Origin of the sequence: Paenibacillus amylolyticus, from assembly GCF_050990605.1 — a bacterium.
GTDB classification, from domain to species: domain Bacteria; phylum Bacillota; class Bacilli; order Paenibacillales; family Paenibacillaceae; genus Paenibacillus; species Paenibacillus amylolyticus_H.
In genome coordinates this window covers 668992-692221 of record NZ_CP158832.1, presented here as the reverse complement: position 1 = coordinate 692221, position 23230 = coordinate 668992, and the positions used below count along the sequence as shown (strand labels likewise).

The following is a 23230-nucleotide window of genomic DNA, read 5'->3' as shown; positions in this document are numbered from 1 at the left end:
CACTACGAGGCCAGAATAATCTTTCAATCGCTGTTATTCCTAGATTTTTTTGAACAATTTCTCAATGGTAAAAATCCAGTAATAGCCTATGCTTCCGAAGCAGCTTTCTTTCAGAAAGCTTTTAGGCGAGCGCTTCGCTTCTACAGCTTATTTCTGTCCTCTCCGTTAATGTGTGAAAAAGTTAAAACTATATCAAACCGGTTTGTTAACCGTGACGTGACGTCCGTCTAATTGAACCAGACCTTGCGCGAACCAGGATACCACTTCAGGGTATAACTGCTTTTCGGCTGCATGGATGGAGCGGCTGATTGACTCAGGCGTATCCTCTGGCAGAATGGGAACCGGATGCTGGGCAATAATCGGTCCGGTATCCATACCTCCGTCTACGAAATGCACAGTCACACCCGTCACTTTCACGCCATACTCCAGTGCCTGTCCAATCGCATCTTTACCTGCAAATGCCGGTAGCAAGGACGGGTGAATGTTAATCAACCTCCCTGCGTAACGATCCACCACAACCGAAGTTAACAATCTCATATATCCGGCAAGAACGACCAAGTCGATCTCTTTGGATTCAAGCACTTCCACGATCTCTGCCTCATAGGCTTCACGGGAAGCATAATTTTTCGGAGTAAACAGATGACAATCCACGCCTGCGTCCTGTGCCCGCTGCACAACACGTGCAGACGGTTTATCACATACGAGCAGATCAACGGATGCATTCAGCCCACCGTTCCGTACTGCATCGACCAATGACTGAAAGTTAGTCCCTTCACCCGAGGCAAATACAGCTATGCGGTAGTTCGCCATTAAACATCCGCTCCCGTGAAGGTTACTCGCGCATCTCCTTCAGTAACACGTCCAATGATGTACGCTTCTTCACCAGATGCTTTCAGTTGTTGCAGTGCTTCGGCTGCATCTGCTTCATTAACGACCAGTACAAGCCCAACACCCATATTAAAGGTGGTGAACATGTCACGGTTCGAGACAGATCCCTTTTCCTGCAACAGGTTGAAGATCGGCAGGATCGGCCAAGAGCCGTAATCAATATCCACATTCACGTTGCTCGGCAACATACGTGGAATATTCTCGATGAAGCCACCACCTGTAATGTGTGCCATACCTTTTACTTTTACCTTTTCGAGCAGGGACAACAGGGGTTTAACATAGATCTTCGTAGGTTCCAGCAGGGAATCCCCCAGCTTACCGCCCAGTTCCGCTACTTCATCATGCAGATTAAGTCCCGCATCTTCCAACAAAAGTCTGCGCACCAATGAGAATCCGTTACTGTGCACACCGCTCGAAGCCAATCCAATCACTGTGTCGCCAGGGGCGATGGTTGTACCGTTGATGATCTTCGCTTTGTCCACAATGCCTACCGTGAATCCGGCAATATCGTATTCGCCTTCACTGTACATGCCCGGCATCTCTGCTGTCTCGCCACCGATCAGCGCACAACCCGATTGATGACAGCCTTCAGCGATACCCGCAACAATAGATTCGATCTTCTCAGGGATAACTTTGTCACAAGCCAGATAGTCAAGGAAGAAGAGTGGTTCTGCACCCTGTACCACAATGTCGTTCACACACATGGCTACCGCGTCGATTCCAATCGTGTCATGACGATCCATCGCAAATGCAATTTTCAGCTTGGTGCCTACGCCATCCGTACCCGATACAAGCACTGGCTCATCGTATTTATCTTTGTTCAAACCGAACAGGGCACCGAATCCACCCAGATCTGTCATCACTTCCGGACGGAAGGTACGCTTCACGTGTTTTTTCATCCGTTCAACCGCTTCATTACCTGCCGCGATATCGACGCCGGCCTTTTTATATGCTTCGGACACAACCCTCACACCCTTCGTATCTTATAAAAATTGAACTAGAGTATTAACACTTACCACTTCGATGACAGAACAACCTTCCGATCGCTGTTATCCCCAGATTTTTTCGTGTTAATGTTAAGTCCAACTCACCTATCCTTGCTCCATCTCTAACAGATGGTTTTGTACCAATTCAAATCCGGCTACGCCGAGTGTATTAAACTGACTATACTCTTCTATCGGAAGGTTACGAATGTACTCATCACCGCAGTATAAATGTCCGGCACACTGAAACACTTTCAGCTTTTCCTTTTCGGGCGTCAAAGGTGTGTTACCCACAATCTTCCACGATCCTTTTCGGATATTGGCCGGAGAAGTAAATATGATGTTGGTTCTACGCTTTCCAAAGGAATAGAAGAGAAAATCGCCATCTTCCAAACTTACGGTTTCGTCACGCTGAATGCTCATCACGCCGAACGAAAATGTCTTTTTAAAACGGCCTTTAAGTGCGCATACCACCTGGCATACCGCAAATCGGCCATCCTTCATCGGAATCAGAAATATATCGCCTTCGTTATAACTCTTTCTCATCTGCATGGTTTAACAGCTGCAGCCGAATTTTTCTTCGCCACCAAAGTCGAGGCGGGTTGGGTAATCATTATCAAAACATGCGAGGCAAAGCCCGCCCTTGGGATCATCCTGATTATCTCCCTGAATGGATGCAATCAGTCCATCCGGACTGAGGAACGACAGAGAATCCGCATTAATTTCACGGCAGATCTCTTCCACCGACAGCTGTGAAGCGATCAATTCGCGGCTGTCCGGTGTATCGATGCCATAGAAACAAGGGTTTTTGAAAGGTGGCGATGTAATGCGTACATGAACTTCCGTTGCTCCTGCATCACGCAGCATGTTCACGATCCGCCGGGAGGTCGTTCCCCGTACAATCGAGTCGTCAATCATGACCACACGTTTGCCTTCTACAACACGACGCACTGCGCTCAGCTTCATCTTCACACCCTGCTCCCGCAATTCCTGGCTTGGCTGGATAAACGTACGTCCGGTGTATTTGTTCTTAATCATACCCATCTCATACGGAATGCCTGTCTGTTCAGCGTATCCAATGGCCGCCGAGATGCTGGAATCTGGTACCCCCGTAACCAAGTCCGCATCTACAAACGACTCGATCGCCATCCGGCTTCCCATCCGTTTACGGGCTGCATGCTGATTCGCACCATTCATATCACTATCTGGACGAGCAAAATAAATATATTCCATCGCACATAATGCCTTGCGGTGTTTGTGATGATCGAAGCGATCTTCGTGCAGACCATCTGCATCCAACACAAGCAGTTCACCGGGTTCAATATCACGAATTAACTCTGCGCCGATGGTTTCCAGTGCACAAGTCTCGGATGCAAACAGATACGCATCTCCCAGCTTACCCATCGTCAGCGGACGTAGTCCGTGTGGATCGGAAGCCACGAGCAACTTATCGTTGGTCATGATCAGAAACGCATAACCACCAACAATACGCTGGAATGCCTCTTTTGCTGCTTCCACAAGCCCTTTGGAGGAACGTGCAATCAGATGCGCAATAACCTCGGTATCACTTGTTGTTTGGAAAATGGAACCGCTCTGCTCCAGCTCACGCCGAATCGTTGGTGCATTTACAATGTTACCGTTAGTCGCTACTGCCAGATCGCCATCACGGTATTTAAACACCAATGGCTGTGCATTCGTCAGTTTACTGTCACCGCTTGTTGAATACCGGACATGCCCAATGGAAATATCTCCGGTTAACGTCTGCATCAGGTCTTTGGTGAATACTTCCTTCACCAGACCCATGCCACGATGATAGTTAAACTGGCTGCCATCACTCACACACATGCCTGCACTTTCTTCGCCCCGATGTTGCAGCGCATGCAGTCCATAATAGGAGAGCGAAGCCGCGTCAGGGTGTCTAAACACCCCGAACACGCCGCATTCTTCCTTCAATTTGTCGAGTCCTTCCTTGCCGGACCCTTCATTATAATAATCGCCTGTCCACAACGGTCCTGTCATCAGTTCATGAGACATGGAATCGCATCCTCCCAGACCTGAGCCAAACCTCCTACAGGTTCGCTCACGGCTGATGTTCCGTTCAGTTCAATCGTCAGGTTACTTCCTTCTACACGTCCAATCACAGCTACAGGTACACCGCGCTCACGTACAAATGCTTCAAGTTTACCCGCTTGCTCTGGCGTAGCCGACAACAAGATACGGGATTGGCTCTCACTGAACAGGGCGTGATCTGCACGCAGTGCAGTCTCCACATTCACCTGTGCGCCTACATTACCGCTGATACATGATTCTGCAAGTGCTACAGCCAGACCACCTTCAGACAAGTCATGCGCCGAGCGAACGAGACCGGATTGAATAGCTTCAAGCACCGTGCTGAGCAACGCTTTTTCAGTCTGCAAGTTCAGTTCTGGCGGACGACCTTCCGTCTGACCATGAACCGCGTATTGCAACTCGCTGCCGCCGAGTTCAGCTTTGGTTTCACCGAGGAGAATGATGACATCTCCTTCTGATTTGAATGCTTGTGTCGTGATATGATCCGTATCATGAACGAGACCTACCATACCGACCACTGGCGTTGGATAGATGGAGCCTTTGGCGTTTTCATTGTAAAGACTTACGTTACCACCGATGACCGGCGTATCCAGCACACGGCAAGCTTCTGCCATACCGTCTACCGCTTTCTCCATCTGCCAGAAAATATCCGGCTTCTCCGGGTTACCGAAGTTCAGGTTGTCCGTGATCGCCAGCGGCTCTGCACCGGAACATACAATGTTACGCGCAGCTTCACTCACGGCAATCCGTCCACCAACTTCAGGATCAAGGTACACATAACGTCCATTACAGTCCGTTGTCATTGCGAGACCTTTGCGTGTGCCACGAATCGTAACTACGGCTGCATCCGACCCTGGACGAACGGCAGTACTTGTACGCACCATGTAGTCGTATTGATCATACACCCATTTTTTACTCGCTACGGTTGGGGAAGCCAGCACTTGTTTCAGCGCTCCGCCGAGATCCGACAATTCGTCATAACGAAGCGTGTCGATGGAAGCACTAGCTTCATAGTATGCAGGTACAGAAGATGGTTTGTCATACACCGGACATTCGTCAACCAGTGCCGTTACTGGCATATCGCCAACCACTTCGCCGTGGTGAATCAATTTCAGACGACCGTCATCCGTTACTTTACCGACTTTGGCACAGATTACCCCCCAACGTTCAAAGATTTCCATCGCCTGCGCCTCATCCTTCGGCTCAACGACGAACAACATACGCTCCTGAGACTCGGACAACATCATCTCGTAAGGTGTCATGCCTTCTTCACGCTGTGGCACCTGATCCAGATAAAGTTCCAGACCGTTACCCGCTTTACTTGCCATCTCTGCACTCGAACATGTCAGACCCGCAGCACCCATATCCTGGATTCCGAGAACGATGCCCGTGTCGATCAATTCCAGACAGGATTCCATCACCAGTTTCTCCATGAATGGATCACCGACCTGAACCGCTGTCCGTTGGGACTCGGATTCTTCCGTCAGTTCAACGGATGCAAACGTTGCACCGTGGATACCGTCACGACCTGTTGGTGGCCCTACATAATACACCGGGTTACCTACACCTTTGGCTACGCCGCGCTGAATCTTGTCATGATCAATCAGACCCACACACATGGCGTTAACAAGTGGATTGCCTTCATAGCTCTCATCAAACATCACTTCACCTGCAACGGTTGGAATACCGATACAGTTCCCGTATCCAGCAATACCTGCTACAACATGTTCGAACAAATATTTAACACGATCGCTCTCCAGCTTACCGAAACGAAGAGAGTTCAGAAGCGCTACCGGTCTTGCACCCATGGAGAAAATATCACGGATAATGCCGCCCACACCTGTTGCCGCCCCTTGATAAGGTTCTACTGCGGAAGGGTGGTTATGGCTTTCAATTTTGAAAACAACGGCCTGATTGTCACCGATATCCACGATTCCGGCACCTTCACCCGGGCCCATCAGGACACGAGGGCCACTTGTCGGGAAACGACGCAAGAGCGGCTTGGAGTTTTTGTATGCGCAGTGCTCAGACCACATGACGCTGAATACACCGATTTCTGTGTAATTTGGCTTGCGGCCCATGAACTCACAGATCAGCTCATACTCGCTGTCAGACACGCCCATCTGTGCGTAAAGTTTATGTTCTGCGACCTGTTCTGCTGTCGGTTCCTTAGCGGATAGCTGCTGCGTCATGCCGATCCCTCCATGCTTTCAAAATAGATGTAAACATACGTTTGCCGTCTTCCGAACCAAACAGTGAATCTACTGCACGCTCTGGATGCGGCATCATGCCCACCACGTTGCCAGCCTCGTTACAGACTCCTGCAATATCACCCAGGGAACCGTTCGGGTTCGTGCCATACGTAAATACGATCTGGTTGTTCGCTTGCAGACTCGCGAGCGTCTCCTCGTCGCAATAATAGTTGCCTTCACCGTGAGCAATCGGAATGATGATCTCTTCGCCCGGTGCATAATCACGTGTAAATGGTGTATCTGCATTCGCCACTTTCAATACCGTATCGTGACAACGGAATTTCAGGGATGTGTTACGGATTAATGCACCTGGAAGCAATCCCGCTTCCGTCAGGATCTGGAATCCGTTGCAAATACCCAGAATATATTTACCTTGTTCAGCAGCTTTCGCTACCTCGTTCATTACTGGTGCAAAGCGCGAAATCGCTCCGCAGCGCAGGTAGTCTCCATATGAGAAACCACCCGGAACCAGAATACAGTCATAAGCCGATAGATCTGTAGCCGTGTGCCATACATAATCAACCTCTTGTCCAATCGCATCTTCCACTGCCTTGTAACAGTCGATGTCGCAGTTGGAGCCAGGGAACACAAGAACTGCAAATTTCATGAGATTAACCCTCCAATTCGTAGCGGTAATCTTCAACAACGGTGTTGGCCAGCAGCTTTTCACACATGACTTTCAATCGTTTCTCCGCTTCCGCACGATCTGTTGTATCCAGGTTGAGTTCCATGACTTTACCGATCCGTACACTTTCCACTTCGTTGAATCCCATGGAATGCAGGGCTCCTTGAACAGCTACGCCTTGCGGGTCGAGTACGCTTTGCTTAATAGTGACATATACGGTTGCTTTGATCATGATCCTTTTGTTCCTCCTCAGTAATGAACGGGATAAATGCTTTATGCTGTTAAAAAAAGTGACTTTGGTGCTTGCTCCGGGGCGGATTGTTCTTCCGGTCGCTTGTTGTCCCCAGGTTTTTTGATTGTTTTGAACCGCTGTGCGGTCAAAACCCGGGGACAAAGGCGAACGCTTCGCTCCTTTAAGAACAATTCCGCCCCTCCGCTAGTCCATGCGACGTTTTTTAAAGGCCCAAACCTTTTACGTTGCACGGTGTGTAATGGTCGAGACTGACCATTACGTGAAAACGGTGAATGGTCTTTACGTTACATGAGTAACTATACTGTTTTACTATTTATAGACTTCCTGTTTAATAGAAGTCTTTGTTCTTTAATTGCCTCACCCACCAGTTTGAACACTGGCGGAGGGAAAGATTTGAGCTAGAGAAGCGAAGCGTTCGCCTTTGCAACCGGAATGTTTCCTTTTGAAAAAAGGATTCCCATCCAAACATTCCGGGGGCAACAGCGATCGAAAGCCAAACTTTCCCATAGCCTCTCGCTCAAACGTTAGCTACCTCAAACTTTCCCGTAGCTCGCGCTCTAACGTTACACTTTATTATCTCGTTAAACGGTTATAAATATCGACGTATCTTGCGGTTGTTGCCTCAACTACCGCTTGTGGGAGTGGATCAGGTTTGCTGTTCTTGTCCCAATCCGTTCCAGCGAGATAGGTGCGCACTGGTTCTTTATCCATGCTGTCGATCTCGATGTCGAGTTCATAATTCTCTTTGGCCCAGAAGCGTGAAGCATCAGGGGTGAAGATTTCGTCAATCAGGATGACCTTGCCATCCACAATGCCGAACTCGAATTTGCAGTCTGCCAGAATGATGCCACGCTGATCACAGTAATCACGCGCGAATTCGTATAAGCGCAGGCTTTTTTCCTGAAGCTCCATTGCAAGTCCGTCGCCCACCAGTTCTTTCATGCGATCCATCGAGATATCCTCGTCGTGCCCTACATCATTTTTGGCTGCCGGGGTGAAGATGGGAACTTCGAGCTTGGCATTCTTGCGCAGTCCATCAGGCAGTTTAATGCCATTCACTTCACCGCTTGTCTCGTATTGTCTCCATCCACCACCAGTGATGTATCCACGCACGACACATTCGATATCAATGCGTTCTGCTTTGCGGGTTACCATGATGCGGTCTTTGAGCAATTCAGGGTCTGTGATGAGATCACCCAGTTGACTCACATCGGTATGAATCACGTGATTCTCCATCATGTTACCTGTCAGTTCGAACCAGAAACTGCTGAGTTTATTCAGTACGTTTCCTTTCTCGGGAACTGCCGGATCCAGCACATAATCAAATGCCGAGATTCGGTCGGTAACCACGATCAGAAAATGTTCACCCAAATCGTACAATTCACGTACTTTTCCTTTATATAACAGAGGTGCTTTAACGAGATCTGCCGCAGTGGACAGTGCCATGGGTTCACCTTCTTTCAGGAGATGTAAAATATAAGTTCAATTCCCCTTATCACGCGGGCCACTCCGAATGCAGAACAACCTTTCGATCGCTGTTATCCCCGGACTTTTCTGATTCCCTTTTCTCAAGGGGAAGATCCGGTGATAAAGGCGAACACTTCGTTTCTCCAGTTTTTTTCTGCCTTCTCCGTTCCAGCGTGAACACATAATCAACTTATACTTTAGTTAGTAAAACTTGTTCAAAGCTTGATAAAGGCGAGGCGTATGCTTCCGAAGTAGCTTTCTTTTTTTCAGAAAGCTTTTAGCTTTGCTTCTTCAGCTTATTTCTGTCTTCTACGTTCAAGTGCTGAACCATCATTCTGTGCTATAGCCTTATAGAAGTTATATATTAATCGTTCAAGCCGAGTTTTTTGAAGATCGTATCGACGTGCTTCAGGTGCCATGACGGGTTGAACGCATCTGCTATTTCTTCTTCGTTCAGCACTTCCGTGATTTCCGGTGTGGATTTCACGATATCCTGGAACTGACGTTGTTCTTCCCATGCTTGCATCGCACGGGGTTGAACGGTATCGTACGCTTGCTCGCGGCTGAAGCCTTTGTCGATCAGCTTGGTCATGATGCGACCAGAGAATGGTACTCCGTAGGTGCGCTCCATGTTACGTTTCATATTTTCAGGGAATACGGTCAGGTTCTTCACGATGTTACCAAAACGGTTGAGCATGTAGTTCAGCAGCATCGTTGCATCCGGCAGAATGATACGTTCTACAGAAGAGTGCGAGATATCGCGTTCATGCCAGAGCGTTACGTTCTCGTATGCAGATACCATATGTCCACGAATGACACGGGACAGGCCGGAGATGTTTTCACTGCCGATCGGGTTACGCTTGTGCGGCATCGCAGAAGATCCTTTTTGACCTTTGGCAAAAGCTTCTTCCACTTCACGGAATTCACTCTTCTGCAGTGCACGTACCTCTGTAGCAAACTTGTCCAAGGACGTTGCGATCAACGCCAGTGTAGCCATATACTCCGCGTGACGGTCACGTTGCAATGTTTGAGTCGAGATTGGCGCAGGTTTCGTGCCCAGCTTCTCGCAGACAAACTCTTCGACAAACGGATCGATGTTCGCGTATGTTCCTACTGCGCCTGAGATTTTGCCGTATTGTACATTGTCTGCTGCATGACGGAAACGCTCCAGGTTCCGTTTCATCTCTTCATGCCACAACGCCATTTTCAGTCCAAATGTTGTTGGCTCTGCATGTACCCCGTGTGTACGTCCCATCATTGGTGTGTGCTGATATGCCAGTGCTTTTTCACGAAGAATTTCAATGAAATTCACGATATCCTTTTCCAGAATCTCATTGGCTTGACGCAGTACATATCCCAGTGCCGTATCCACGACATCTGTGGAAGTCAGTCCGTAGTGCACCCATTTCCGCTCTGCGCCCAGACTTTCAGATACCGTACGTGTAAATGCGATAACGTCATGACGTGTTTCCTTTTCAATCTCATAGATGCGTTCGATATCAAAAGATGCGTTCTGACGAAGCAATGCTGCTTCTTCCTTAGGGATTACACCCAGTTCGGCCCACGCCTCACATGCACATATTTCAACTTCCAGCCACGATTGGAATTTGTTCTCTTCGGTCCAAATGGCTCTCATTTCGGGTCTGCTATAACGTTCAATCATGAATTTGTATTCCTCCAGAGATTAGTTTGTTCGATCCATTGCAATCCTTCTTCAACATCCTGACAAAGCAGATTCACATGCCCCATCTTACGTCCTGTTTTCGCTTCGGTTTTACCATATATGTGAAGCTTGGGAATCACTCCGAGTTCTATCGCTTCTGCATCAGGTTGCCCTGTTCTGGCGATAATGCCTTCCAGATGTTCTCCAAGCACATTGACCATGACGACCGGGCTCAATAACGAAGTGTCCCCAAGTGGTAATCCGCAGATCGCACGGATATGTTGTTCGAACTGAGAAGTCGCACAAGCTTCCATCGTATAGTGACCGGAATTATGTGGTCTTGGCGCCAGTTCGTTGACATACAGTCTTCCATCCGCCGCTACAAACAGTTCCACAGCAAGCAACCCGACAGCCTTCATTGATTCTGCCACCGCTGCTGCCAGCTTTTGCGCTTCAATCTGGATATCTGTGGCAACTCTAGCCGGTACAATGGAAGCATGCAAAATGTTATTTACATGAATGTTCTCCGCTGGCGGGAACGTTTTGATCTCCCCATTTGTACTGCGCGCGACGACGACCGAAATCTCGCATTCAAACTTGATGAATTGTTCCAGCACCAGTTCCGCACCTGTAGCTGCAAGCTCTTCGTACGCAGCCATAGCCTCATTCGCTTCCCGAATTACACGCTGGCCTTTGCCATCGTAGCCTCCAGTCACCGTCTTCAGTACACATGGCACGCCAAGTTCGCTTACAGCAGCAAGCATCGTATCCGCACTCGTGATCTCGCGATAAGGCGCGACTCTTACTCCAGCAGCTTCAATTGCACGCTTTTCTCGCAACCGATGTTGTGTGGTGTACAATAATGCACTTCCTTGCGGAACGTAAGACTCACGCTCCAGCAAACCAGCGACTTCTGCATCCACATTTTCGAATTCATACGTAATGACATCGCATTGTCGAGCCAGTTCAAGCGCAGCTTTGGCATCGTCATATCCTGCTTCAATCTGGCGAGCCACTTGACCACAAGGCGCATCCGAAGCGGGATCAAGAGTAACGAATCGGTACCCCATTGCCGTTCCTGCGAGCGTCATCATACGTCCGAGCTGTCCACCTCCAAGAATGCCGATGGTTGTTTTCCCGGGCAGCAAGACTTGCTGCATTTCACCTGTCGTATTGGATGGATTCTCTGCACTACTCATAGTTCTTCACTGCTTTCGAGTACTTCCTGTTTGATGCGCTCTCTGCGAGCTTCAGAGCGACGTTGGACATCCGGGTCAAAAGCACCGATCATTTGAGCTGCCAGCAATCCTGCATTGGTTGCCCCTGCTTTGCCAATCGCCACAGTTGCGACGGGGATACCACCAGGCATCTGAACAATGGACAACAAGGAATCGAGACCGTTCAATGCTTTGGATTGAACGGGAACGCCAATGACCGGAAGCATCGTTTTGGCTGCAACCATGCCTGGTAGATGTGCTGCCCCGCCTGCACCTGCAATGATCACCTTGAACCCTCGATCAATCGCTTGCTCTGCGTATTCAAACATCAAATCCGGTGTACGATGGGCGGAGACCACTTTTTTCTCATATCCAATTTCCAGTTCGTCCAACACCTCGCACGCATGCTTCATCGTTTCCCAATCCGACTTGCTGCCCATAATTACAGCGACTTGCAGTGCCATGAATACATCCAACTCCCGTCTGAGCTTTTTTGATTACATCTGATATGAAGGAACTCTTATTACGTGTGAAATGAAAAAATCCGCTACCCGCGAAAACATCACATTTTCTTCGGACACCGGACTCCAAGAAATACGTATCCCTCATTTGGGCATGCCAAAAGGGGGCTTGCTGTCCGCATCTGGTTACATGCGACTCTCAGCCGTATCTCCTCGTAGTCCGGAAATTTACGGTTCCCGGGTAGATACTTCCGGGCCCTATTCCCGGCGTTATACGAGCAAATATCTATCAAACTATCTTCGTTCTTTTTTTGTAATCTATTATTACACATTTCGTTCCTACTCGACCTTATTCTTACCTGATCGACACATCTAACATTCTAACAATCCCCTACAGCTAATGTCAACTTAAAGACGAACATTTAACATATTGACAAATATAATGTTCGGGAATTGCTTCATTAAATTCGGTTATCTATCCATTTCATCCCATAAAAGAAAGCCGGCTCCTCTTCAATCTCTCGAAGACAACCGGCTTCCTGCTTTCAGTGCTTGCACATTTCATCCATTATTTTACAACCAGTACCGGAACCTGAGCATGCTGCACCACATTGTGACTGACACTACCCAGGACAAATTCACGAATGCCGCCCAGTCCGCGGCTACCAATAATAATGATATCGGAATCATTTTCTTTGGCAAAATCAAGCAACACTTCCGCAGCAGCTCCTTGAATGAGATCCACATTGGCTGTTACACCAGCAGCCTGAATTCGTTCTTTCGCTTCATCTGTTGTCTGCACCGCCAGATTGTAGTAATCATTATTAAGGGAAGGTGGCAGTGGAGCCAACCCCTCACCAATGAATACACGCGGGAAATCAAAAGCATGAATGACATCCAATACTGCATTCGGGGACACTTTGGCTAGTTCAATTGCACGATCAAGTGCTTTATTTGAAGCTTTGGAACCATCATAAGCCACTAAAATTTTGGAAAATAACATGTGAATCCCGTCCCTTCCTTTATATGTAGAGCACGCGAAGCAAGCTTCGGTCTGACATGCAATAAACTAACAGCTAAATTAACAGAGCCATATAACTCCTTAAACGTTCAGGAGCCACCATGAACCATTTATAAGAATGAATTTACATATCAGACGAACCAACGAAACAACTTTCACTCAGCTTGAAGGAATGGTTACGCATGTGTTCATTGAATAAAGTAGCCATAGATTACTGCATTCAGGAACAACAACAACGGAATGCCAATGGTGAAGCTGGGATGTTTGGTTTTATGCCTTTTCCGATACATCGCGATCCAGACTCCCAAAGCACCGCCAATAAATGCAAGCAAAAATAACGTCCGTTCGGGTGTACGGTCACGACGCTGCTGTGCACGCCTCTTATCATCCGACATCACCAGATAACCAACTACATTAATAAATAAAAACCACAATATAAGTCCGGTTTGCATATAATTCTAGCGATCCCCCTGTCCCGGGACATCTCCCTGTCTCCATTATAATCCTCATCAGAGACATGTTCAACGCACCGGTAGGGAACCGCAGAATTGGGGAGGCACGCGTTAGATCGACAGTTTAGATAATTTTAGGACTCCTGCTTGGGAATACCGTTCAGACTGGGTACTCTTTTGGCTGCTTTGGCTGGACGAACATCGATGTTTTCTTCCCTAATGCTATCTTTGTTCTGCTGGTTATGGATCTTTTCGGGTTTATTGTGCGGCATATGGGTATCACCTCCTTGGCTTACGTTGCCTGAAAACAGAGGATCTTATACCCATCACATGTATGATTAGGTGTATACGCAGCAAACACTTTCCATAACGCCGGTTATTCGCAACTAGCGTTACATGATGATGCGATCTGCCCTAACTCAGAGCTTGCTCTACTCTCCCTTTTTCTCCATAGCCGCCTTCAACAGCTCTCCAAGGTTAGGCCCAATGGACTCCTGCTTCGCATATTGTTTCACGAGTTTTTGCTGATCGCGTTTGTTCACATGTTGTTTATCCTTATTCAATGTTTCTGTAATACCACAAGGTAGGCATTGCACGTATAGCCCTGCCTTGCCTTCTTTGATTTCCATCTTTTTGTGGCACTGCGCACAACGACGGTTGGACAATCTTTTCTCTGCCGAACGACGATACCCACAGTCCTCGGTAGGACATACAAGAAACTTGCCACGCTTGCCCTTCTTCTCCAGCAACCGTGCATTACAGTCCGGACAATGGCTATTGGACACATTATGTGGCTTGTACTCTGCTTTACTGCCTTTTACCGTGGACACCAGCTCTTTCGCCATTGAACGAATACCATCCAGGAATGGTCCCGGTTTTCCTTGCCCACGTGCAATTCGCTCCAATTCAGCCTCCCAACGAGCAGTCAGATCCGGTGTACGAAGCTGCGGAGCAGCCAGTTCAATTAACTGTTTCCCTTTGCCGGTTGGATGCATGCTGTTGCCTTGACGATCTATTGTATCGGAACTGACCAGCTTCTCAATAATATCCGCTCGTGTAGCCGGAGTGCCGAGTCCATGCTTCTCCATCTGGGAAAGCAAAGCGGCTTCGGTATACCGTTTGGGCGGCATCGTCCGTCCACTTTTAATATGGCAACGCTGAACCGTCACGGACTGTCCTTGCTGTACATCTGGCAAAAGCGCACGCTCATGGTCTGCTGCATCATCAGCCCGGTCATCGTCATCATCGCTGTAATCGCCGCCGTATACTTCACGCCATCCACTTTCTTTCACCGTTGTACCTTTGACATGGAAGGAGTCATTCCCCACCTGAACGGTGATTGCAACTGAGTCGTACTTCGCTGCCGGATAGAACAGACTGATAAAACGACGTACGATCAGATCGTACAATTTGCGTTCCTCGGGGTTCAATTGATTGAGAAGCACCGTTTGCTCTGTGGGGATAATGGCATGGTGATCGGTCACTTTGCTGTCATCCACAATACGTTTGGTGATGTTCAGATTTTTGCGTAGCAAAGGACGTGCCAAAGACGCATAAGGGCCAATGGCTATACTGTCCAGACGTTCTTTCAATGTAGCTGTCATGTCCGATGTCAGATACCGACTGTCCGTACGTGGGTACGTCACGAGTTTGTGCTGTTCATACAGACGTTGCAGGACATTCGATGTTTGCTTTGCAGAGAAACCATATTTCCGGTTGGCATCCCGTTGCAGTTCTGTCAGATCATATGCCAGCGGATGTGGCTCTACTTTCTCGCTTTTCTTCACCTGAGCAATCGTGCCCTTGCGCCCGTCTACCCGTATCTTCAACTCTTGCGTTTCTTGAGGGTCGAAAATTCGTGAATCTCCCCCAGCTGCCCGCCACACAGCCTGAAAACCTCCCAAATCTGCCGTTAACATCTCATACTCCTGTGAGCGGAAACCGTTAATTTCATTTTCCCTGTCCATAATCATGCCTAATGTTGGTGTCTGTACACGTCCAGCAGACAACTGCGCATTGAAACGAACGGTTAACGCACGCGTCACGTTCAGTCCAATCATCCAATCGGCCTCTGCCCGGCAACGTGCAGATTCATAGAGACGGTCGAACTGACTGCCTGGCTTCAGCGATGCAAATCCGTCTTTGATCGCCTTATCCGTCTGGGATGAAATCCACAGGCGTTTAAAAGGTTTTTTCCACCCCGCCATCTGCATGATCCAACGGGCCAGCAATTCTCCCTCACGTGCTGCATCCGTCGCAATGACCAGCTCGCCCACATCCTGACGCTTCATCAACTGCTGCACGGCTTTATATTGATGGTTGGTCTCTTTAAGTACCTTCAGTTTCGTACGCTCTGGCAGAATGGGCAGGTCCTCCAGATTCCATGTTGCATACTTCTTGTCGTAATCTTCCGGTTCAGCTAATCCAACCAGATGTCCAAGCGCCCAGGTAACGATATATTTCGGGCCTTCCAGATAACTTTTATGTTTTTCACGCGCACCCATGACTCTGGCTATTTCGCGTGCTACAGATGGTTTTTCTGCGAGTACCAATGTCTTCACTTCATATCTCTTCCTCTCTGGTAGAACATTATGTCTCTTTTATTCCTATCTTTTCATTATATCATTTCACACGAAAGGTATGCTCTGTCATCTCTATTTCCGAATCTCCTCGTATCCTGAAACCTCATGTTTAATCAACATATCAATTCTATGTGATATTTGTTGACATTAAAATATATAATAGTTTTTCTGAGTACATCTAAACAGAAGCATGAATAAGCATTAACACCGTACAGTATTGATGTATACGTTTTTTTGGATAAATATAAACATTGTAAGATTACCTGACATAACTATACAATGTGTCAAAAGCATAGAAACAGAATCGCTGCTAACACACATCAATGAGACACAGGAAGGGAGCGTGGATGCATGACTTATCATGGATCTGTATTGAAAAAAAGTGGGGCTTTGTTATTGGCAGGAGCTGTTGTTGCCACAACATGGGGAGGAACGGTGCCTTCGGCATCAGCCGCAACGGCAACGCCTACGAGTAAAACAACAGTAGCAGCTGTATCCAAAGGAAAAGCACCTGCTACACCGTCAGCATTTGTTCAGGCCATGGAAGAAGCGGCTACACTTGCAGGTGTCCCTTTTACCATGGACAAGCTCTCCGGTACAACCGTACAACGTAAAGATGCTGCGGTTGCCTTGCAACAATGGCTCAAGCTGGATTCGACCACCGAATCATTCAAGGATGTTCCGGATGAAGCCACTTTTGCAGGTGCTGTTGGTGCATTGAATACCGCAGGACTAATGAAGGGTTATACTGACTCCCTTTTCCTTCCAAACGCTGTACTTACCGAGAATGACCTATCCATACTGAAAGAACGCATTTATAACTACATAAAACCGTTTGTCCTGGAGGAAGCAACCATTATGGATCTTCAGGCCGCAATGACGCAAGGAAAACTGACATCAAAAGAACTGGTGCAGAAATATCTGGACCGTATTGAAAAATACGATGATCAAGGTGTAAGCATCAACGCGGTATTAACCTTGAACCCGGATGCCCTCCAAATTGCGGAGCAATTGGATGAAGAACGTGCAGCTCAAGGAGCTCGCGGACCTCTGCATGGCGTTCCGATTCTGGTGAAGGACAATTTCGATACCAATGACATGCCGACAACTGCTGGCTGTATCTGTCTGAAAGACTCTATTCCTGCTCACGATGCCGAACAAGTGAAGAAACTCAAAGCAGCTGGCGCCATTATTTTGGGCAAAACAAACCTGCATGAATTCGCATTTGGCATCACAACATCCAGCTCATTGGGCGGACAAACACTTAATCCTTACGCCCTGGACCACTATCCAGGTGGCTCAAGCGGTGGAACAGGTGCTGCCATTGCATCTAACTTTGCAGCAGCCGGCATGGGTACAGACACTGGCGGTTCGATCCGTATCCCTTCCAGCTTCAACAGCCTTGTGGGTATCCGCCCAACCATCGGACTGTCCAGCCGTGAAGGCATTATCCCATTGGCTTTGACACAGGATGTTGGTGGACCCATGGCTCGTACCGTAAGTGATGCCGCAATTATGCTGGATGCTACAGCCGGCTATGACAAAAAGGATGTCGCTACAGCTTACGCAGTTGGAAAAATCCCTTCCAGCTACACTGATTTCTTGGATGTAAACGGACTGAAAGGTGCACGCATCGGTGTGGCCACAGAACTCATTCCAAGCACCAAAGCTGAAGAAAAAGCGGTTGCTGACGTAATCAACACAGCTGTAGAAGAACTGAAGTCACTTGGCGCTACCGCAGTTCCAATTTCTATCCCGAACTTGGCTGAGATCAACAAATACCCAAGCCTTAGTGGATATGAATTCAAGTTCCAGCTGAATGATTATCTGGAGTCATTGGGTGCAGATGCTCCATATCACAGTCTGTCCGAGATCATCGCTTCCGGAGAGTTCGACAAATCCCAGGAGCAATCGATGAAAACGCGGGACGCACGCCAAACGTTGGAGACTACCGAATACAAGGATATCGTTCTCAAACGTACCCAAGTTACACGTGAGTCTCTGTTGAAAGTAATGGCAGACAATAACCTGGATGCCATCATCTATCCTACATCTACACAAGCAGCTGGCGTGATCGGCGAGGGTCAAACATCCGGTGGTAACAATCGTCTGAGTCCATTCTCCGGCTTCCCGGCAATTACTGTACCTGCTGGTTTTACAACCGATGGTTTGCCTGTAGGTATGGAATTCCTGGGTCGCGCCTTTGACGAAGGAACCTTGATTAAGCTGGCTTACAGCTACGAACAAGGTACACATCACCGCCAAGCGCCTAAGCTTACGCCGTAAAATATTTATGGGATTAAGCAATTCCGGTTAACAAAAAAAACAGATGTAATCTTATCACTTTTTTGAAACGAGTTAACCTACTAAAGAGACCACCCACTTCATGACTATATGAAGTGTGAGTGGTCTCTTTTATTTCCTCTATTTAATTTGGTGTTGTATACTCTCGTATGTTATCCATTACTGAATTTTATCTGGCACGCCCCATTTCAGGACCAGACCTGCGTAAGTCAGACCACCGCCAAAGCCAAAGAGAGCTACAGTCTGTCCTTCTTTCAATTTCCCTTCATCCACTGCAAGCTGTAAAGCAAGCGGAATGGAAGCAGCTGATGTGTTCCCACGATATTCGACACTGGTTAACGTACGTTCCAAAGGAACCGGACCACGTTCGCAAACAGCCTCAATCATTCGCATATTGGCACTATGCGGGACAAACCAGTCAATCTGTTCAGCACCTAATTCAGCTTTGGCTATAAGCTTATCCATTTGCTCTGGAATCGTCCGTACAGCCCACTTATAAACCTCTCGTCCATTCTGAACCAAACAACCTCCGCCCTGTAAAGGCACTCCATTCATCTCTGAAGACAGACCAGCCTTATAGAGATGCATACCTCCTTCTCCATGCGTACCGGATATGGCTGCCATAAAGTCACCTGCATCATGTGCAGATCTCTCCACCAGGAAGGCTCCAGCTCCGTCCCCAAACAGGACACAAGTCGTGCGGTCTGTGTAATCCGTAATTTTGGATAACGTCTCTGCTCCGATAACCAGTACTTTGCGGTACATGCCACTGGTCACCATACTGTCAGCAAGCTGTAACCCGTAGGTGAAACCTGCGCATGCCGCATTCAAATCAAGTACACCTGTGTGTGGGATCTTAAGGTTAGCCTGCACTCTGGATGCGGTACTTGGGAAAGCATATTCAGGTGTGCTGGTAGCTACAAGAATCATATCCACATCTTCTACACTTACTTTATAACGACGTATCATATCTTCTACAGCCTTCGTAGCCAGGTCAGATACAAATTGATCTTCAGCTGCAATTCGCCGTTCTCTCATGCCTGTACGTTGCACAATCCATTCGTCACTTGTCTCGACCAATTTCTCCAGATCAGCATTTGTTAATATTCGATCCGGTACATACGCCCCCATTGCCGTGATCGTTGCCTTTGATTGATGATTCATTTCGGCATTCACCTCATTTGGTTTTTCACTATTATAGCACTAAGTCTTAGTACTTGGTACTAATTTTTTTAAGATATTTATTATGAATATGATTTGTTTGTATTCCTATCTTAATCCTTCCATTCGTTTAAATAATGATTACCCTTAATCATGCGAACTTTAGCATGGAGTTATGCGGAGGTGCTTGAACCTCGTAGTCGACGTGAAAATTTCTACAATAGAACAATGCTTATTATTTTGGGGATATCAAAAAGCAACCTCTAATGAACCCAGGTTGTTTTAGACTTACACATATAATATAAATTAACGATCAAAACAAATAAAAAAAGACACACTCGAAATCATTCAAGTGTGTCTTTCAATTGCTTGGCGGCGTCCTACTCTCCCAGGACCCTGCGGTCCAAGTACCATCGGCGCTAGAGGGCTTAACGGTCGTGTTCGGGATGGGTACGTGTGGAACCCCTCCGCCATCGCCACCAAACGCGTAGCTTACATTTCAGAGTGTTGTTCTCTGAAAACTAGATTCGAAACGAAACATGCGAATTAAACTTGCTATTGGATAAGCCCTCGACCGATTAGTACTGGTCAGCTCCATGCATTGCTGCACTTCCACCCCCAGCCTATCTACCTCGTCGTCTTCAAGGGGTCTTACATACTGGGAAATCTCATCTTGAGGGGGGCTTCACGCTTAGATGCTTTCAGCGTTTATCCCGTCCGTACATAGCTACCCAGCGGTGCTCCTGGCGGAACAACTGGTACACCAGCGGTACGTCCATCCCGGTCCTCTCGTACTAAGGACAGCTCCTCTCAAATTTCCTACGCCCACGACAGATAGGGACCGAACTGTCTCACGACGTTCTGAACCCAGCTCGCGTACCGCTTTAATGGGCGAACAGCCCAACCCTTGGGACCTACTTCAGCCCCAGGATGCGATGAGCCGACATCGAGGTGCCAAACCTCCCCGTCGATGTGGACTCTTGGGGGAGATAAGCCTGTTATCCCCAGGGTAGCTTTTATCCGTTGAGCGATGGCCCTTCCATGCGGTACCACCGGATCACTAAGCCCGACTTTCGTCCCTGCTCGACTTGTAGGTCTCGCAGTCAAGCTCCCTTATGCCTTTGCACTCTTCGAATGATTTCCAACCATTCTGAGGGAACCTTTGGGCGCCTCCGTTACTCTTTAGGAGGCGACCGCCCCAGTCAAACTGCCCACCTGACACTGTCCCCGCACCGGATTACGGTACCAGGTTAGAACCTAGATACGATCAGGGTGGTATCCCAACGTTGCCTCCACACAAGCTGGCGCTCATGTCTCTCAGGCTCCCACCTATCCTGTACAGATCGTACCCAAATTCAATATCAAGCTGCAGTAAAGCTCCATGGGGTCTTTCCGTCTTGTCGCGGGTAACCTGCATCTTCACAGGTATTAAAATTTCACCGGATCTCTCGTTGAGACAGCGCCCAAGTCGTTACGCCATTCGTGCGGGTCAGAATTTACCTGACAAGGAATTTCGCTACCTTAGGACCGTTATAGTTACGGCCGCCGTTTACTGGGGCTTCGGTTCACAGCTTCGGGATTGCTCCCTAACCACTCCCCTTAACCTTCCAGCACCGGGCAGGCGTCAGCCCGTATACTTCGCCTTACGGCTTCGCACAGACCTGTGTTTTTGCTAAACAGTCGCTTGGGCCTTTTCACTGCGGCCCCCTCGTGCTATTCACACTACCGGGGCACCCCTTCTCCCGAAGTTACGGGGTCATTTTGCCGAGTTCCTTAACGAGAGTTCTTCCGCGCGCCTTAGAATACTCTTCTCGCCTACCTGTGTCGGTTTGCGGTACGGGCACCTTCACCTGGCTAGAGGCTTTTCTTGGCAGTGTGAGATCATGACCTTCGCTACTATAATTTTCGCTCCCCATCACAGCTCAGCCTTCATGATGTGCGGATTTGCCTACACATCAGCCTCACTGCTTAGACGGACATCCATCAGTCCGCGTCACTACCCTACTGCGTCCCCCCATTGCTCATAACGGCTTACGGTGGTACAGGAATTTCGACCTGTTGTCCTTCGACTACGCCTTTCGGCCTCGCCTTAGGTCCCGACTTACCCTGAGCGGACGAGCCTTCCTCAGGAACCCTTAGGCTTTCGGCGGATCAGATTCTCACTGATCTTTTCGTTACTCATACCGGCATTCTCACTTGTATAATGTCCAGCGCTCCTTACGGTACACCTTCAACCCTTATACAACGCTCCCCTACCCCTGGATCGACTTCACTCCAGCTTCGAAGCCCTGTGTTTATCCCCTGGGAAGCATTTGGTCATCCAAGAATAGAATCTCTTGTCAGACAAAAATGTCCTTGTGGACAACACGCCTCAAAGAAGCAGTGAAGTCGATCCAAGCCATAGCTTCGGTGGTGTGTTTAGCCCCGTTACATTTTCGGCGCAGAGTCACTCGACCAGTGAGCTATTACGCACTCTTTCAATGGTGGCTGCTTCTAAGCCAACATCCTGGTTGTCTGTGCAACTCCACATCCTTTCCCACTTAACACACACTTGGGGACCTTAGCTGATGGTCTGGGCTGTTTCCCTTTTGACAATGGATCTTAGCACTCACTGTCTGACTCCCGGAAGTAAGTCTATGGCATTCGGAGTTTGACTGAGCTTGGTAACCCTTGCGGGCCCCGCACCCAATCAGTGCTCTACCTCCACGACTCTGTTTTCCGAGGCTAGCCCTAAAGCTATTTCGGGGAGAACCAGCTATCTCCGAGTTCGATTGGAATTTCTCCGCTACCCCCACCTCATCCCCGCATTTTTCAACATGCGTGGGTTCGGGCCTCCAGTGCGTGTTACCGCACCTTCACCCTGGACAGGGGTAGATCACCCGGTTTCGGGTCTACGTCCACGTACTAACTCGCCCTATTCAGACTCGCTTTCGCTGCGGCTCCGGCTCTTCACCTTAACCTTGCACGGGAACGTAACTCGCCGGTTCATTCTACAAAAGGCACGCCATCACCCCTAAAACGGGCTCTGACTTTTTGTAAGCACACGGTTTCAGGTTCTATTTCACTCCCCTTCCGGGGTGCTTTTCACCTTTCCCTCACGGTACTGCTTCACTATCGGTCGCTAGGAAGTATTTAGCCTTGGCAGATGGTCCTGCCGGATTCATACGGGGTTTCACGTGCCCCGCACTACTCGGGATCCGTCTCGGAGGGAACAGACTTTCAACTACAGGGCTTTTACCTTCTTTGGCGGGCCTTTCCAGACCTCTTCGCTTAACCGGTTCCTTTGTAACTCCATGTGAGACGTCCCACAACCCCAGAGAGCAAGCTCTCTGGTTTGGGCTTCTCCGCGTTCGCTCGCCGCTACTGACGGAATCACTATTGTTTTCTCTTCCTCAGGGTACTTAGATGTTTCAGTTCCCCTGGTATGCCTCTACACAACCTATGTATTCAGTTGTGAGTAACTGGAAATTACCCCAGCTGGGTTTCCCCATTCGGACACCCCCGGATCAAAGCTTGCTTACAGCTCCCCGAGGCAGTTTCGTTGTTCGCCACGTCCTTCATCGGCTCCTAGCGCCTAGGCATCCTCCGTGTGCTCTTAGTAGCTTAACCATATTGCTCCGGTTTCGATTGCTCGCTTCCCTTGTTTTGGACTGCGTCCAAAGCCAAAAGTCGCTCCCACTCGATACCATCGCAAAAGCAATTAAGTACCAATTTATTAAACTTGTTATACACAAGTTCAGCTAAAAAGGAATATTCTAATTCGCGTTTGTTTCGTTTCGATATCTAGTTTTCAAAGAACAAGCTCCATGCAAAAGCAAGCTGTTTGAGAGT

The 23230-nt window shown here is 48.4% G+C and carries 17 protein-coding genes, 2 rRNA genes and 1 riboswitch; of the genes, 1 reads left to right on the top strand and 18 read right to left on the bottom strand.

Going from position 1 to position 23230, the window contains the following annotated elements:
• Positions 1 to 192 precede the first annotated feature (192 nt).
• From purN to ABTV53_RS03140, 15 genes are all read right to left on the bottom strand, one after another.
• Positions 193 to 810 carry a phosphoribosylglycinamide formyltransferase gene (gene purN, locus ABTV53_RS03210; protein ID WP_433750526.1) on the bottom strand — a complete coding sequence of 206 codons (618 nt, stop codon included), beginning with the start codon at positions 808 to 810 and terminating at the stop codon, positions 193 to 195.
• Positions 810 to 1850 (bottom strand): phosphoribosylformylglycinamidine cyclo-ligase, encoded by a 1041-nt coding sequence (gene purM, locus ABTV53_RS03205; RefSeq protein ID WP_433750523.1) that lies wholly within the window; start codon positions 1848 to 1850, stop codon positions 810 to 812. Before purM ends, purN begins: the two co-directional genes overlap by 1 nt.
• Positions 1851 to 1979: 129 nt before the next feature.
• Positions 1980 to 2423, bottom strand: a complete 444-nt coding sequence (locus ABTV53_RS03200) for an immunity 26/phosphotriesterase HocA family protein (protein ID WP_433750520.1) — start codon at positions 2421 to 2423, stop codon at positions 1980 to 1982.
• A gap of 3 nt (positions 2424 to 2426) precedes the next feature.
• The gene (gene purF / locus ABTV53_RS03195; protein WP_339239482.1) at positions 2427 to 3905 is read right to left on the bottom strand and encodes an amidophosphoribosyltransferase; all 1479 of its coding nucleotides are present in this window, start codon (positions 3903 to 3905) and stop codon (positions 2427 to 2429) included.
• Entirely contained in the window at positions 3890 to 6133 is a 2244-nt protein-coding gene (purL, locus tag ABTV53_RS03190) for a phosphoribosylformylglycinamidine synthase subunit PurL (protein WP_433750518.1), read from the bottom strand. The genes purF and purL overlap by 16 nt, the downstream gene beginning before the upstream one ends.
• On the bottom strand, positions 6111 to 6800 hold the full coding sequence (gene purQ, locus ABTV53_RS03185; protein ID WP_036606071.1) for a phosphoribosylformylglycinamidine synthase subunit PurQ: 690 nt from the start codon (positions 6798 to 6800) through the stop codon (positions 6111 to 6113). The genes purL and purQ overlap by 23 nt, the downstream gene beginning before the upstream one ends.
• A gap of 4 nt (positions 6801 to 6804) precedes the next feature.
• Positions 6805 to 7050: a phosphoribosylformylglycinamidine synthase subunit PurS gene (purS, locus tag ABTV53_RS03180; RefSeq protein WP_017690695.1), complete on the bottom strand. Its 246-nt coding sequence runs from the start codon at positions 7048 to 7050 to the stop codon at positions 6805 to 6807.
• Between the two features lie 594 nt (positions 7051 to 7644).
• Positions 7645 to 8517 carry a phosphoribosylaminoimidazolesuccinocarboxamide synthase gene (locus tag ABTV53_RS03175; RefSeq protein WP_433750516.1) on the bottom strand — a complete coding sequence of 291 codons (873 nt, stop codon included), beginning with the start codon at positions 8515 to 8517 and terminating at the stop codon, positions 7645 to 7647.
• Positions 8518 to 8902: 385 nt separating this feature from the next.
• The gene (gene purB / locus ABTV53_RS03170; protein WP_347399897.1) at positions 8903 to 10201 is read right to left on the bottom strand and encodes an adenylosuccinate lyase; all 1299 of its coding nucleotides are present in this window, start codon (positions 10199 to 10201) and stop codon (positions 8903 to 8905) included.
• The gene (gene purK / locus ABTV53_RS03165) at positions 10198 to 11400 is read right to left on the bottom strand and encodes a 5-(carboxyamino)imidazole ribonucleotide synthase (protein ID WP_433750513.1); all 1203 of its coding nucleotides are present in this window, start codon (positions 11398 to 11400) and stop codon (positions 10198 to 10200) included. The genes purB and purK overlap by 4 nt, the downstream gene beginning before the upstream one ends.
• On the bottom strand, positions 11397 to 11882 hold the full coding sequence (purE, locus tag ABTV53_RS03160; RefSeq protein WP_433750510.1) for a 5-(carboxyamino)imidazole ribonucleotide mutase: 486 nt from the start codon (positions 11880 to 11882) through the stop codon (positions 11397 to 11399). Before purE ends, purK begins: the two co-directional genes overlap by 4 nt.
• 193 nt (positions 11883 to 12075) lie before the next feature.
• A riboswitch (purine riboswitch) is annotated at positions 12076 to 12177 on the bottom strand.
• Positions 12178 to 12447: 270 nt separating this feature from the next.
• Positions 12448 to 12882: a universal stress protein gene (locus ABTV53_RS03155; protein ID WP_076215141.1), complete on the bottom strand. Its 435-nt coding sequence runs from the start codon at positions 12880 to 12882 to the stop codon at positions 12448 to 12450.
• A 206-nt stretch (positions 12883 to 13088) separates the two neighbouring features.
• The gene (locus ABTV53_RS03150) at positions 13089 to 13352 is read right to left on the bottom strand and encodes a DUF1294 domain-containing protein (RefSeq protein WP_017690702.1); all 264 of its coding nucleotides are present in this window, start codon (positions 13350 to 13352) and stop codon (positions 13089 to 13091) included.
• 134 nt (positions 13353 to 13486) lie between these two features.
• Entirely contained in the window at positions 13487 to 13624 is a 138-nt protein-coding gene (locus ABTV53_RS03145) for a hypothetical protein (RefSeq protein WP_278296959.1), read from the bottom strand.
• A 159-nt stretch (positions 13625 to 13783) separates the two neighbouring features.
• Complete coding sequence (locus tag ABTV53_RS03140) at positions 13784 to 15913, bottom strand: DNA topoisomerase III (RefSeq protein WP_433750506.1); 2130 nt, start codon at positions 15911 to 15913, stop codon at positions 13784 to 13786.
• Between the two features lie 372 nt (positions 15914 to 16285).
• On the opposite strand from ABTV53_RS03140, the gene ABTV53_RS03135 reads away from it, so the two are divergent.
• Complete coding sequence (locus ABTV53_RS03135) at positions 16286 to 18220, top strand: amidase family protein (RefSeq protein ID WP_433750504.1); 1935 nt, start codon at positions 16286 to 16288, stop codon at positions 18218 to 18220.
• Positions 18221 to 18397: 177 nt separating this feature from the next.
• On the opposite strand, the gene ABTV53_RS03130 is transcribed toward ABTV53_RS03135, so the two are convergent.
• The 3 genes from ABTV53_RS03130 to ABTV53_RS03120 form a co-directional block, all read right to left on the bottom strand.
• Positions 18398 to 19402, bottom strand: a complete 1005-nt coding sequence (locus ABTV53_RS03130; protein ID WP_433750501.1) for a ketoacyl-ACP synthase III — start codon at positions 19400 to 19402, stop codon at positions 18398 to 18400.
• A gap of 364 nt (positions 19403 to 19766) precedes the next feature.
• A 5S ribosomal RNA gene (gene rrf / locus ABTV53_RS03125) occupies positions 19767 to 19883 on the bottom strand.
• 74 nt (positions 19884 to 19957) lie between these two features.
• Positions 19958 to 23008: ribosomal RNA gene (locus tag ABTV53_RS03120) — 23S ribosomal RNA — on the bottom strand.
• Between the last annotated feature and the right edge of the window lie 222 nt (positions 23009 to 23230).